The sequence below is a fragment of the Arthrobacter sp. CAN_C5 genome (assembly GCF_017875735.1).
GTDB lineage: Bacteria > Actinomycetota > Actinomycetes > Actinomycetales > Micrococcaceae > Arthrobacter_D.
The window spans coordinates 3,459,287-3,471,882 of sequence record NZ_JAGGMZ010000001.1 but is presented as its reverse complement, the minus strand read 5'-3'; the positions used below and the strand labels follow the sequence as shown (position 1 = coordinate 3,471,882).

Sequence of the window (12,596 nt, the reverse complement as noted above, 5' to 3'; positions counted from 1 at the left end):
GCTTTCCACCGATCGATCACGTGAAGGGCTACCGCTTGTCGGCGGTGCGCAGCAGATACCCGACGCCCCGCTTGGTCTGGATCAATGCCGTGGCGTCGGGGTTCTTGTCAATCTTGCGCCGCAGATAGGAGATGTAGGACTCGACGATCGACGCATCACCGTTGAAGTCGTATTCCCACACGTGGTCGAGGATCTGCGCCTTCGAGAGCACCCGGTTGGGGTTCATCATCAGGTAGCGCAGGAGTTTGAACTCGGTGGGGGAGAGGTCGATGACCTCGCCGGCGCGGCGCACCTCGTGGGCGTCGTCGTCGAGCTCGAGGTCGTCCACGCGGATCACCGCGTCGTCGTCGTCCATCGGCTGGGTGCGGCGAAGGACGGCGCGGATCCTGGCCACCACCTCGTCGAGGCTGAAGGGTTTCGTGACGTAGTCGTCGCCGCCCACGGTGAGGCCGGTGACCTTGTCGTCCGTGTCGTCGCGGGCGGTGAGGAACACCACCGGGAAGTGGCGTCCAGCGGCGCGGAGCCTGCGGGTCACAGTGAACCCGTCCATGTCCGGCAGCATGACGTCCAGGACCGCCAGATCAGGGTTGTGGGTTTCTGCGGCGGCAAGCGCCTCCCGGCCATTGGCGGCCGCGACGACGTCGAAACCGGCGAACCGCAGCGAGGTGGAAAGAAGCTCGCGGATGTTCGGCTCGTCATCGACAACAAGAAGTTTCGCTTCGGGTCCAGTCTTTTTCACAGTTCCAAGTATCCTCCCAGACTCTGAGAGTTCTCTGGATGGTGAGTGGGAGCTTCCCGTATGTCAGCCCTGAGGAATATCGGTCGCATCCATGATCCGGTACGCGTAGCCCTGCTCGGCCAGGAAACGCTGGCGCTTGGCCGCAAAATCCTGGTCGATCGTGTCGCGTGCCACCACCGTGTAGAACCGGGCCGCCCGGCCGTCGGCCTTGGGACGCAACAGGCGCCCCAGCCGCTGGGCCTCCTCCTGGCGGGAACCAAACGACCCTGACACCTGAATGGCAACCGACGCCTCGGGTAGGTCAATGGAGAAGTTCGCAACCTTGGAGACCACCAGCGTGTGGATTTCCCCGTTCCGGAATTCACCGAAGAGTCGCTGCCGTTCCTTCACCGAGGTGTCGCCCTTGATGACCGGTGCATTCAGACGCTCACCGAGCTCATCCAGCTGGTCGATGTACTGCCCGATCACCAGCAGCTGCTCGCCCTGATGAGCTGCGACGAGCTTTTCGACGACGCCGGTCTTGGTTTCCGACGTCGCACAGAGACGGTACTTGTCGCCGTCCTCGGCCATCGCGTAGGCCACCCGTTCGTCCCGTGGCAGGTCCACCCGCACCTCGACGCAGTCCGCGGGGGCAATGTACCCCTGCGCCTCGATGTCCTTCCACGGCGCGTCATAGCGTTTGGGTCCGATCAGCGAGAACACTTCGCCTTCCCTGCCGTCCTCGCGCACCAGGGTGGCGGTCAGGCCAAGCCGGCGCCGCGCCTGCAGGTCGGCGGTCATCCGGAAGATGGGGGCGGGCAGCAGATGCACCTCGTCGTAGACGATCAGACCCCAGTCGTTGGCATCGAGCAGTTCCAGATGCGGGTACAGGCCGCCGCGACGGAGGGTGAGCACCTGGTAGGTGGCGATGGTGACCGGACGGATCTCCTTGACGGCACCCGAATACTCTCCGATCTCGTCCTCGGTGAGGGAGGTGCGCTTCAGCAGCTCATCCTTCCATTGCCGGGCGGATACCGTATTGGTCACCAGGATCAGGGTAGTGGTCTGGGAGGTGGCCATCGCCGCCGCGCCCACCAGCGTTTTCCCCGCACCGCAGGGCAGGACGACGACGCCGGAGCCGCCCGCCCAGAAGTTCTCCATCGCCAGCTTCTGGTACGGGCGCAGCGTCCAACCGTCTTCCAGCAGGGCGATGGGGTGGGGGGTGCCGTCCACGTAGCCGGCGAAATCCTCGGCTGGCCAGCCCAGCTTCAGAAGCAGCTGTTTGAGCTGCCCGCGCTGGGAGGAGTGCACCACCACGGTCTCGCCGTCAATCCGCGGGCCCAGCAGGGGCTGGATCTTCTTGGCATGCAGCACCTCTTCAAGCACCGGGTAGTCGTTGGTGCGTAGGACCAGCCCGTGCTGGTCGTCCTTCTCCAGCCGCAGCCGGCCGTACCGCGACATGGTCTCCTCGATGTCGACGAGCAAGGCGTGCGGCACCGGGAACCGGGAGTACTTCAGGAGGGTGTCGAGCACGTGTTCGGCATCCAGGCCGGCTGCCCGCGCGTTCCACAGACCCAACGGCGTCAGCCGGTAGCTGTGGACATGTTCCGGGGCACGCTCCAGCTCGGCGAAGGCAGCAATCGCATGCCGCGCCTCGGTGGACTGTTCGTGGTCCACCTCAAGCAGGATGGTTTTGTCGCTCTGGACAATCAGTGGACCGTCAGGCATCGGTTGCTGCCCCTTCATCGAGTGTCAATAATTCAACGTCCATGATCCGATGGATCGAGACAACTTTCTCCACCTCGTTGTCCGGGTCGATGACCCGCACCCTGCCGCCGGACACCGATAGTGGAACAAGGATCTGGCGGGTGGAATTCCCCTGGCTGTCGGCAAAGCCGAGCCGTACCGGGCTGCGCAGCCGGATGGCCTTGCGGAGGGTTTCCAGCCCCAGCAGGGTATCGCTCTCGGCAGTGGTCATCCCGCTGGCCGGCGAAGTGCCGGCACCGCGCAGCACCTCGATCTGTTGCGCGATGTCCTCTGTGGAGAGCGTCCACGGGTTCAGGGTCACCCGCGACGACGACGGCGACCCCGAGCCGCCCGCCGAGGTGGACCGCCCGGCTGAGGGCTGCAGGGGTGCCCCCTCGAGTGCGGGAGCGTAACCGAGGTCGCGGAGGACCGCCGCGAGTTCGGGGCCGGATGCCTGCGACACGACCACCGTGGGCGCGAGCTGCACCAGGCCCAGGGCGGCCGCCCTCGGGTCGATGAGGAGCGCCGACAGTGCGGCGTCGTCGTCGCTACGGACGTAGCTGTGGGCCCGCCCCACTCGAAGCCTGCCGTACCTGGACGCGGTGTCATCCACCAGATACTTCAGCGGCTGGGGGACGTCAGTGGCCGAGTGTCGGGCCAGGAACACCAGAATGGACGAGGCGTCCTGTCCGGCGTCGAAGGCCCGCCGCAGGGAGTCAGCCGAGAACCGGTAGATGCTGGCCGGCCCCTGCCCCTCGGGGGTCGAGAGGAGCGCCAGCTCGGCTGTGACCTCCGGTTCCAGGTAGCCGGGGGCGACGGCGGTCAGGTCGGCCTGGAGCATGAAGTGCCGCAACGGCGCGGGAAGGGCCGAGCGCAGGACGGCGGCGGCGTCGTCGAGCCTCCCCTCCGCGGTCAGTGCACCCAGTTCGGTGAGCGCGCCGGATCCGAGGAGGCCCAGCCGTGTTGCCTCGGCCATCATGCCCGGGACGAGGCGGGCAAAGCGCCGCTGCAATCGGGGCTGGCTCCAGGTGAGCCGCTCGACCACCGCGCTCTCGGTGAGGACCGGCGCCCGCCCACTGGCGCCGGGCTCACTCCCGGCAGCGGTGCTCAGCGCCGACAGCACGGTCAGCATCCGGGACCTGATGTGGGGTGCATCCGGCCGGCCCGCCTCGGCGGCCAGTGCGTTGATGGTGGTGCCGGCGGTCAGCTGGGATCCGACGAGGGCCGGTGCCCGCTGCGCGTCCTGCCACGCTGCCACCAGCAGCTGCCATTGCTCCACCCGGTCCTGGGTGAGCCAGGGCATCTTCGGTTCGACCCGCCAACGGGAGGTGTCTACGTCGAGGCTCAACAGACCCGCAATGGCGCCGAGCTCCACCAGCCAGGAGGTCTGGTCAGTGTCCACCCGCAGGGCATCGGCGACGCGCCGGATCTCCCTGACCCCCACTCCGCCAGACCGCAGGGTGGTGATGGGATGCTCGTCGACGACGGCCACCAGCTCGGTGACCAAGCGGAGTGTCTCGGCGACGGCGCCGTGCGCCGCGTTGTCCCGCAGGCTGGTGCGAATGGCACCCAGATCCGGGCTCGGCGGGTCAGGCCGAAGGCGCCCGACGATCACATGCCCGCGCGCTGCATGGCCCACCACGCGCGGCAGTTCCACGTGGCTCGCATCCAGCCGGGCCAGCAGCCCGTGCCGGATCAACCATTGGATAGGCGAGGAATCGTCGCCGGTGGCGGCCGGTGAGGTGCCCACCGCCGAGGTGCTAAGCCTGCCGAGGAGTTCGTCGGTCCGCTCAGGTGCCGTCGCCAGGAGGGCTTCCCAGCTGGCGGGGGAGGATACTGCGCGCTGCACGACCGCCGCGGCGTCGTCGGTGGTGCCGGCGGCGGGAATCTCGAGGCCCAGGCCTCGCAGCAGCTCGACGGCGGCCGGAAGCCGCTGGGCGTAACTGGGCAGGAGCCGGGCCAGCTGCTGCAGCTCGCGACCGAGCCCGGCGGGGTAGGGGCCCAGCGCCTCGCCGAGCGATTGCACCGGCAGGTAGAACCGGCGGTTCCGGTCCGCATCGGAGGCGTCTGCGGGTGCCGGGGTTCGGCGGACCAGGGCGAGAGCATGCAGGTGGGCGAGCAGGCCGTCCAGCACCTTCACCGTGGCCCCGCTGATTTCCGTGCGCAACCAGGCGGCGGTGGTGCTCTGCCCGATGTCGCCGTGGGTGGTCAGCTGCACGACCGTCAGAACGTCGAGTTCGGGTTCGGTGAGGTTTTCCAGTGCCCGCTGGACGCTGACCCGGGTGGATGCCCTGGCAGCAAGCGCCGCGAAGTCGGGCACCGAGGGAAGGATCAGATCCGGGCGCGCTGCGAGAAGGTCACGGAGCTGGGCGTCGCTCCGTGCAGCCAAATCGGAGGCCAAATCGCGGATAGCGGACATTATGACAACGTTACCCCGTCTACCTGCGGCGGGCCCTCCCTCGAAGGGCTGACGGTCGAGGGGCCGGCTGAAAGGGCTAGAGCCGCCGTCGGGCCCGGACGCCCGAAATCACCAGGCCCATCATGAGGACGAAAGCGATCGGAAGAAAGAAGTAGGCCCCGGCCATGAAGCCCGGCCAGACTTCGCCCTGCAGGAAGGCGGTGACCAGCACAGCCGTCAGGCAGAGAAGGCCGACAGCGGCCAGCAGCACTGCTGCCACCATCAGCACCAGTCGGGGCTTACCCGGTGCGGGTTCGCGGGAACCGTGGTCAGGGGTGGGGCTGGGGGAAGTATTTGACATAACGCTAACAGCGTACACAGTGTGTCCCCTTCACAGAGCACCCCGGTGTAGGGGATATTCTGGAGGATAGAGACTTTCCCGACGAGACGCTGACCCGCCGCAGAACCTTAGGCACCGAATCCTTACCAGGGGATCGGCACGGTAATCGCAGCGTCCGACGCAGAACCTAAAGAACGAGGTAACGACGTGCCTATTGGCAAGGTCAAGTGGTTTGACGCTGAAAAGGGTTTTGGTTTCCTGGCTACCGACGACGGCCAGGAGGTCTTCCTCCATGCCTCGGCGCTGCCGGCCGGTGTGACCGAGGTGAAGGTGGGCACCAAGCTGGAGTTCGGCGTCGCCGACGGCCGCAAGGGGCTGCAGGCCCTGTCCGCGCGCATCCTTGAGGCGCCGCCATCAGTGGCGAAGGCGTCCCGCAAGAGCGCCGATGACATGGCAGTCATTACCGAAGACCTCATCAGGCTGCTCGACGACGTCTCCAACGGGCTGCGCCGCGGCCGATACCCGGACAAGTCGCACGCCGGCAAGGTGGCAGCGGTGCTGCGCGCCGTTGCCGACGACCTGGACGCGTAGACCTCCATGGACTCCGACCTTGAGATTGTCGCCCACCCGGACGCCAGCGCGTCCCCCGACGCTGACCCCGGTGTTGCCGGGACCGCCGCCGTCCCGCCAAAGCGCAGGGCACCGCGCAAACCGTCGAAACCCGACTCGGTGCTGGCCGACGCCGTGGAGTTCGCACGGAACGGCGTGCTGCAGGTAGCCGAACCCGGGCAGGTCGGCGACCACGTGGGTTCCTATCCCGACGCCGAACGGGTGGTCACCCACCGTTTCGTCGCACACCTGCCCGGCTACGGCGGCTGGCACTGGTTCGCCACCCTGGCGCGGGTGCCCCGCGGCAAGGAACCGACCATTTCCGAGGTGGGACTCCTGCCGTCGGAAACCTCTCTCCTCTCCCCACCCTGGGTTCCTTGGGCCGAACGGGTGCGCCCCGAAGACTCCGCTGGACAAGACACCGCTGGCGAAGACACTCCCGGTGAAAGTTCCGCCGGCGAAGATTCGTCCACCGACGCCTCGTCCAGTGGGCCCAACTCCCGGGAAGTATCCGCCAGGGAAAAGCCTGCCAGCGGCGAAACACCCTCCTCCGACGAAACACCCTCCGACGCAGCACCCTCCGACGCGGCACCCGGAGGCGAATAACCAGTTGACTCACGGTAGACGTGGAGTGCGCCGAGCGGAAGTCACCTGATGGGGATGTTCCGTTCGCTGCATATCCACAACTACCGGGTCTGGTTCATCGGCGCGCTGGTCTCCAATATCGGGACCTGGATGCAGCGCACCGCCCAGGACTGGCTGGTGTACGACATCCTCACCGACCAGGACGCTGCGGCCATGGGCATCGTGATGGCCCTCCAACTGGGCCCCCAGCTATTCATCGCACCCTGGGCCGGATTGATCGCCGACTCCGTCGACCGGCGCAAACTGCTGATCCTCACGCAGCTCTCAATGGCTGCACTCGGGGTCGGTCTGGGTCTGATGGTGATCCTCGGGGTCGCCGAGCTGTGGCACGTGTACGCGTTTGCCCTGGCGCTTGGTTTCGTCTCGGCCGTTGATGCCCCGGCTCGCCAGACCTTCGTCTCCGAACTGGTCCGGGACGACTACCTGCCCAACGCGGTGGCCCTGAACAGTGCATCCTTCAACGGTGCCCGGATGGTTGGCCCGGCGGTGGCGGGACTGCTGACGGTGGCGGTCGGCGCCGGCTGGGTCTTCATGATCAACGCTCTGACCTTCGGCGCCATGATCTTCGTCCTCATGACCATCAGGCGCTCCGAGCTGCGGGTCCTGGAGAAATCACCGCCCGGCAAGGGCCGGATCCGTGAGGGTTTCCGCTATGTGCGCAACCGCCCGGACCTGATGATGGTGATGCTCGCGATCTTCATCGTCGGGACCTTCGGGCTGAATTTCGCAATCTACATCGCGGCGATGGCCCGCACCGAGTTCAACAGCGGCGCCGGCGTGTTTGGTGTGCTGTCATCGGTGATGGCCGTCGGATCGGTGGCCGGCGCACTGCTCTCCGCCCGGCGCAGCAAGCCGCGCCTGAGGTACATCTACGGCGCGGCGGCCGCCTTCGGGGTGGCGTGCGGGGCCGCCGCGTTGGCCCCCACCGTCTGGCTCTTCGGGATCACGCTGGTCCTGGTTGGCCTGTTCGCCCTCACCCTGATGACCAGTGCCAACGCCTATGTCCAGACCACCACCGAGCAGGTGATGAGGGGTCGGGTGATGGCGCTGTACTTCGCTATTTTCCTGGGTGGCACCCCAATTGGTGCACCGATCGTCGGTCTGGTCTCCAACGCGTTCGGGCCACGCTGGAGCCTCGCCGTCGCCGCAGCCGCAGGTATTATCGCGGCAATGGCCGGGATGATCTGGGCCTGGCGCGCCCACCACCTCAGGCTGCGGTACGAATCCGCCCCGCGGCGACGGTTCCGGATTGAGACCGACTTCGGGAAGCCGGCCACCGACCCCTGACAGGACGGTTCCTCCCGGTTACGAAGCCTGCCCGATCACGAAGTCGATGCACGCCAGCAGCGCCGACACGTCGTCCGGCTCAATCGAGACGAACGTCGCGATACGCAGTTGGTTGCGGCCCAGCTTCCGGTAGGGCTCGACGTCGACAATTCCGTTGGCGCGCAGCACCTTCGCCACCAGTGCGGCGTCGATGGATTCGTCGAAGTCGATGGTCGTAATGACGTTGGAGCGGTCCTCCGGGCGGGCCACGAAGGGGGTGGCGACGTCGGACGCCTCAGCCCACTCATAGATCCTGCCCGCCGAGTCGGCCGTGCGGGCGGCAGCGAACCCCAGCCCGCCGCTCTGGTTCAACCATTCGACCTGGGCGTTCAGCGTGACCAGGGTGGCCAGGGCGGGAGTGTTGTAGGTCTGGTTCAGCAGCGAATTGTCGATGGCGGTCTTGAGGCTCAGGAAGTCGGGAATCCAACGGTCCGTGGCGGCGATTCGCTCAGCGCGTTCCAGCGCGGCGGGGGAAAACAGGCCCAGCCAGAGTCCGCCGTCGGACGCGAAGTTTTTCTGCGGGGCAAAGTAGTAGACATCGGAGGCGCTGACGTCGACATCGAGGCCACCGGCCGCCGAGGTGGCGTCAATGAGGACCAGCGCGTCGGGTGCGGCGCCGTCCACCCGGTGGACCGGCGCGGCAACGCCGGTGGAGGTTTCGTTCTGCGGCCAGGCGTAGACGTCGACGCCCCCCTCAGCCTCGGGGGTGGGGCGCGTCCCGGGAGGGGAGGTGATGACCGAGGACGCCTGCAGGAAGGGCGCCCGGTTGGTCGCGGACGCGAACTTGGAACCGAATTCCCCGAACGACAGATGCTGGGCCTTGTCCTGCACCAGCCCGAAGGACGCTACGTCCCAGAAAGCGGTCGACCCGCCGACGCCCAGGACCACTTCATAGCCGGCCGGCGCAGAAAACAACTGGCTGAGGCCCTCGCGGACGGAACCGACAAGGTTCCGCACCGGTGCCTGACGGTGGGAGGTTCCCAGCAGCGTTCGGCCAGCCTGCGTCAACGCCTCCAACTGGGCGTCGCGAACCTTCGACGGGCCAGCACCAAAGCGCCCGTCGGCGGGGAGGAGCCCCGCGGGGATCTTTTGGTCCGGGGAAATGCTCATGGTCTCTCCAAGCGGTTGGCGCGGGACGTCGTCGGGATACATTCTGCCGCACGGCGGCCTAGCCCCCGCAATTATGAACAGCCCTACGCCGCGCCCCTCGTAGGGCAGCCAATTGCCGTGGCCAGCAGGAAATGGGTTAACCTTGGGAGGCGTAGAACTTGTGTTCGGCGCTGGCATCAGGCGCCGCGCTTGCACCGCGAAAGCCGCCCGCTGTTCCATCCCGCACCAGTGCCTAGGAGCTGAACCGCATGACGGACCTCATCGATACCACTGAGATGTATCTGCGGACCATCCTGGAACTGGAGGAGGAGAACATTGTTGCCCTCCGCGCCCGGATCGCTGAACGCCTCCGCCATTCAGGCCCCACCGTCTCGCAGACCATCGGACGGATGGAGCGCGACGGACTGGTGGTGGTGTCCGGCGACCGTCACCTCGAATTCACTGACCTGGGACGGCGCCGCGCGATCGGTGTAATGCGGAAGCACCGCCTTGCTGAACGGCTGCTGTCGGATGTGATCGGCCTCGACTGGGCCTACGTCCACGAGGAAGCCTGCCGCTGGGAGCACGTCATGAGCGAACGGGTTGAGCAACGCCTCTACGAGCTGCTCGGCAAGCCGACCGAGTCCCCCTACGGCAACCCCATCCCCGGGCTGGAAGCGTTGGGCGGCCCGCCCGCCGAAGGGTTCTCCGTGGGGGTGCGCAGCCTTTCATCGGTGATCGGCACTTCCCCGGCCGGATCTGTGATTACCCTGGTCCGGCTTGCGGAACCCATCCAGGTGGACCCGGAGCTGCTTTCCCAACTGGACGAGGGTGGATTGCGTCCCGGAACTGCCATCTCTGTGCAGTCCGTCGGGGACTACGTCTCGGTCCGCGTGGACGGCATCGAGGGTGCGCTGGAGCTCCCACCCGAGGTGGCAGCCCACGTGTTCGTGTCAGTCTCCCCAGCCGCCGGCTAGCGCCGAGCGGCAGCCGCGTGGCACTGAACCGTGAATGGTCCGGACAAGTTGCCCACCTTTGGGGTAACAAACGAGTATCTTTCGCGTGCACCTAATCATCTCGAAGCCAGTAGCTGTGAAGGACCGATGTGATGGCCGTAACCATCTCCATACCATTCCGTGACCGGAATGTGACATTAGGTCTGATCTGATGTACCGTCGATCTCGTGCCCAATTCTTCTAGGTTGGTCACTCTCGAGCAGATCGCCTAGCTCTGCCACTGCCCGAGATCCGTTCGCACAATTCGCATGGCAGAGGCGGGGGAACCACATTAGTGGGTTTCGCAAGAAATCCTGGGGTTAAGTCGTGCCATTCCGAAAAGGAACCGCGCGGCCGGGTGACTCCCATCCGAATCCGACAGCTCACCTCGCAGGCAATTGGGAGAGGCAATCGAACGTGTCATACAACTCTGCTCTGGGCCGCCACCGTGCCGTCCGCACCAACCCCTTGACCGCCATCTCAGATGCCGTGTCCTCCAACGCTGGTTCGGTAGGTCGTCAGGCCGCAGTCCTCGCTGCCGCAACCGGTCTGGTACTGACCGGCGGAGTATCAGCCAACGCCGCTGATCTCTCCCCTCAGGCTAACGAGCGCGCCACCATCGCCTCCACTCTGGAAATCCAGGCGGCACCGGCAGTTGTCGAAGCTCCGGCAGACGCCAAGATCGCCTTCAACCGCACACCGGTTAAAGCTGTGGCCGCCCCCGAGGTAGTCGAAGCCCCGGCAGTCAAGGTTCAGTCCGAAACGGTTGCCGAGATCGAGGAAGCCCCCGTCGAGGCACCGGCAGCAGAGCCCGTCGCCGCGGAGCCCACTGTCTCCGAGCCGGTAACTGTAGCCCCAGCGGTCGCAGCAGAACCAGTCGCGCCGGCAGCCCCTGCCGCAGTCGTTCCGGCAGCTCCGGCAGCCGCAGTCGCAGTCGCTCCAGCAGCCCCAGCCCCAGCCCCAGCCGCACCGGCTCCCAAGGCTCCAGCCGCCAAGAAGACCCCCGCCGTATCCTCAGGCGTGGCCGCCACCATTGCTGCCGCAGCCCAGGGCCAGCTCGGTGTCACCCAGGACTGCACCCGCCTTGTGAGCAACGCCCTTGCAGCCGCAGGCATCAACTTCCACGGCTGGCCAGCCGGATACCTTTCCCTGGGCCGCACGGTCAGCGGCGGCGAGGCCATCCCCGGCGACCTCATCTACTACGCAGACGGTGGCGCCGGCGTTGCCCACATCGCCGTCTACATCGGCGGCGGCAAGGCCGTCCACGGTGGATTCAACGGCAACCAGACGGTAGTCGCCCCCGCCGATCTCGGTTCCGGCCCGGTCTACATCCGCGTCGGCGGCTAACCCACCACGAACCACCAGAAAGGACCCGGAGGATTTCGATCCCCGGGTCCTTTCTGCGTCTGGGGCCGTCACTCCAGAGGTACGACACGCACGACACGGGCGGCCACCAGCGGTGAGAATTGGCAAACCGGGTGCCAGCCGAACTACCCTTACATAAAATAAGTCAGTTGTAGTCCTGTTTCCCCGGACCACAGGGACGCGGGCAATTCTCGGCAAAGAGGAATGTGCATGCGCACTCTCGTTCTGAATGCTGGATATGAGCCACTGGCGGTAGTGACCTTCCGCCGGGCGCTGGTCCTTGTGCTCGCGGGCAAGGCAAGTATCGTCGCGGAGGGGGAGGAACCGGTGATCGGACCCAACGAAATCCTCGGTCGGCCCTCGGTCATCCTGCTGAACCGGTACGTGAAAATTCCCTACCGGCACACCCTTGTTGCTACCCGGCGGGGTGTCCTGCGGCGTGACAACCACCTGTGCGCCTATTGCGGCAAAGCCGCCGCCACCATCGACCACGTCTTCCCCCGGTCCCGCGGCGGGGACTCGAGCTGGGAGAACCTGGTGGCCTGCTGTCTGCGGTGCAACAACGACAAGGGCGACAAAACCCTCGCCTCGCTCGGCTGGCAGCTCCGGATGACCCCGCAGCCGCCCCGCGGGAACCCCTGGCAGCTTCGCGAGATTGAGAAGCCTGCCCCACAGTGGAGCGCTTTCCTCCGCTCGGAGACCGCCGCTTGAGTGCTCAGTCACCCGTTGTCTTCAACGCCGTTGTGCTGTCTGGGGGGCGCTCGTCCCGCCTGGGAGGCACACCGAAGGCCCGCCTGGAACGCGATGGGCGGAGCTTGCTCGACCTCACCTGTCTCGCCGTAGCAGACGCGCGCCGGGTGGTGGTAGTGGGACCCGAGGAACATTCGCTGGCCGGTGGACTTGGCTCGGACGGCGCAACCACAACGCCCGCCGACGGACAGCTGCTCCGTGAGTTTGTCCGAGAGTCGCCGCCCTTTGGTGGGCCCGCCGCCGCACTGGCTGCCGCCGTCGACCATTTGGGTGACGACGACGCACCGTGGCTTCTGGTCATGGCCTGCGACATGCCCCGGGTCGACCAGGCCATTCCTGCCCTGCTGGCGGCCGCGGCCGGCGACGCCGATTCTTCGTACATGGCCCGCGACGGCGGGCGGGACCAGCCGCTGGCCGCGCTGTACCGAATGGATTCCCTCCGTGACGCGGTGGCGGCGGTCCACCGGAGCGGCGGCGCCCAGAATCTATCGATGAAGGCACTCCTTGCTAGGGTGCAATGGAGAGCAATCGACGTTCCGCCGGGAAGCACCGCCGACGTCGACACCTGGGCCGACGCCCAAACCCTCGGTGTCTCAGCCACACCGACCTAGACCG

The 12,596-nt window shown here is 66.6% G+C and carries 12 protein-coding genes and 1 riboswitch; of the genes, 7 read left to right on the top strand and 5 right to left on the bottom strand.

Going from position 1 to position 12,596, the window contains the following annotated elements:
• Positions 1-28 precede the first annotated feature (28 nt).
• The 4 genes from H4V95_RS16225 to H4V95_RS16210 form a co-directional block, all read right to left on the bottom strand.
• Positions 29-739, bottom strand: a complete 711-nt coding sequence (locus H4V95_RS16225) for a response regulator transcription factor (RefSeq protein WP_196866045.1) — start codon at positions 737-739, stop codon at positions 29-31.
• A 63-nt stretch (positions 740-802) separates the two neighbouring features.
• Positions 803-2,446 carry a DNA repair helicase XPB gene (locus tag H4V95_RS16220; RefSeq protein ID WP_196866044.1) on the bottom strand — a complete coding sequence of 548 codons (1,644 nt, stop codon included), beginning with the start codon at positions 2,444-2,446 and terminating at the stop codon, positions 803-805.
• Entirely contained in the window at positions 2,439-4,883 is a 2,445-nt protein-coding gene (locus tag H4V95_RS16215) for a helicase-associated domain-containing protein (RefSeq protein ID WP_209731077.1), read from the bottom strand. Before H4V95_RS16215 ends, H4V95_RS16220 begins: the two co-directional genes overlap by 8 nt.
• A gap of 76 nt (positions 4,884-4,959) precedes the next feature.
• A complete protein-coding gene (locus H4V95_RS16210; RefSeq protein WP_196866042.1) occupies positions 4,960-5,223 on the bottom strand; it encodes a hypothetical protein in 264 nt (87 codons plus the stop codon).
• A gap of 186 nt (positions 5,224-5,409) precedes the next feature.
• Here H4V95_RS16210 and H4V95_RS16205 point away from each other — a divergent pair, with 186 nt between their 5' ends.
• Genes H4V95_RS16205 through H4V95_RS16195 form a run of 3 tightly spaced genes read left to right on the top strand, consistent with a single transcriptional unit; the run spans position 5,410 to position 7,743 of the window.
• A complete protein-coding gene (locus H4V95_RS16205; protein WP_196866041.1) occupies positions 5,410-5,793 on the top strand; it encodes a cold-shock protein in 384 nt (127 codons plus the stop codon).
• A gap of 6 nt (positions 5,794-5,799) precedes the next feature.
• On the top strand, positions 5,800-6,417 hold the full coding sequence (locus H4V95_RS16200; RefSeq protein ID WP_196866040.1) for a DUF3027 domain-containing protein: 618 nt from the start codon (positions 5,800-5,802) through the stop codon (positions 6,415-6,417).
• Between the two features lie 48 nt (positions 6,418-6,465).
• Entirely contained in the window at positions 6,466-7,743 is a 1,278-nt protein-coding gene (locus H4V95_RS16195) for an MFS transporter (RefSeq protein ID WP_196866039.1), read from the top strand.
• An 18-nt stretch (positions 7,744-7,761) separates the two neighbouring features.
• On the opposite strand, the gene serC is transcribed toward H4V95_RS16195, so the two are convergent.
• The gene (serC, locus tag H4V95_RS16190) at positions 7,762-8,892 is read right to left on the bottom strand and encodes a phosphoserine transaminase (protein WP_196866038.1); all 1,131 of its coding nucleotides are present in this window, start codon (positions 8,890-8,892) and stop codon (positions 7,762-7,764) included.
• A gap of 248 nt (positions 8,893-9,140) precedes the next feature.
• Between serC and H4V95_RS16185 the strand changes: the two genes are divergently transcribed.
• From H4V95_RS16185 to H4V95_RS16170, 4 genes are all read left to right on the top strand, one after another.
• Positions 9,141-9,848: a metal-dependent transcriptional regulator gene (locus H4V95_RS16185; RefSeq protein ID WP_209731076.1), complete on the top strand. Its 708-nt coding sequence runs from the start codon at positions 9,141-9,143 to the stop codon at positions 9,846-9,848.
• A 250-nt stretch (positions 9,849-10,098) separates the two neighbouring features.
• Positions 10,099-10,278, top strand: a riboswitch (cyclic di-AMP (ydaO/yuaA leader).
• Positions 10,279-10,283: 5 nt separating this feature from the next.
• A complete protein-coding gene (locus H4V95_RS16180; protein WP_209731075.1) occupies positions 10,284-11,213 on the top strand; it encodes an NlpC/P60 family protein in 930 nt (309 codons plus the stop codon).
• Between the two features lie 228 nt (positions 11,214-11,441).
• Positions 11,442-11,942, top strand: coding sequence for an HNH endonuclease (locus H4V95_RS16175; RefSeq protein ID WP_209731074.1), 501 nt, complete (start codon positions 11,442-11,444; stop codon positions 11,940-11,942).
• Positions 11,939-12,592 (top strand): molybdenum cofactor guanylyltransferase, encoded by a 654-nt coding sequence (locus H4V95_RS16170; protein ID WP_209731073.1) that lies wholly within the window; start codon positions 11,939-11,941, stop codon positions 12,590-12,592. The genes H4V95_RS16175 and H4V95_RS16170 overlap by 4 nt, the downstream gene beginning before the upstream one ends.
• Positions 12,593-12,596: the final 4 nt, after the last annotated feature.

Bases quoted from the DNA above. Each gene is read 5' to 3' on its own strand.
- H4V95_RS16200 (WP_196866040.1), top strand. From the start codon at position 5,800: ATGGACTCCGACCTTGAGATTGTCGCCCACCCGGACGCCAGCGCGTCC.
- H4V95_RS16220 (WP_196866044.1), bottom strand. From the start codon at position 2,446: ATGCCTGACGGTCCACTGATTGTCCAGAGCGACAAAACCATCCTGCTT.
- H4V95_RS16175 (WP_209731074.1), top strand. From the start codon at position 11,442: ATGCGCACTCTCGTTCTGAATGCTGGATATGAGCCACTGGCGGTAGTG.
- H4V95_RS16185 (WP_209731076.1), top strand. From the start codon at position 9,141: ATGACGGACCTCATCGATACCACTGAGATGTATCTGCGGACCATCCTG.
- serC (WP_196866038.1), bottom strand. From the start codon at position 8,892: ATGAGCATTTCCCCGGACCAAAAGATCCCCGCGGGGCTCCTCCCCGCC.
- H4V95_RS16210 (WP_196866042.1), bottom strand. From the start codon at position 5,223: ATGTCAAATACTTCCCCCAGCCCCACCCCTGACCACGGTTCCCGCGAA.
- H4V95_RS16195 (WP_196866039.1), top strand. From the start codon at position 6,466: ATGGGGATGTTCCGTTCGCTGCATATCCACAACTACCGGGTCTGGTTC.
- H4V95_RS16215 (WP_209731077.1), bottom strand. From the start codon at position 4,883: ATGTCCGCTATCCGCGATTTGGCCTCCGATTTGGCTGCACGGAGCGAC.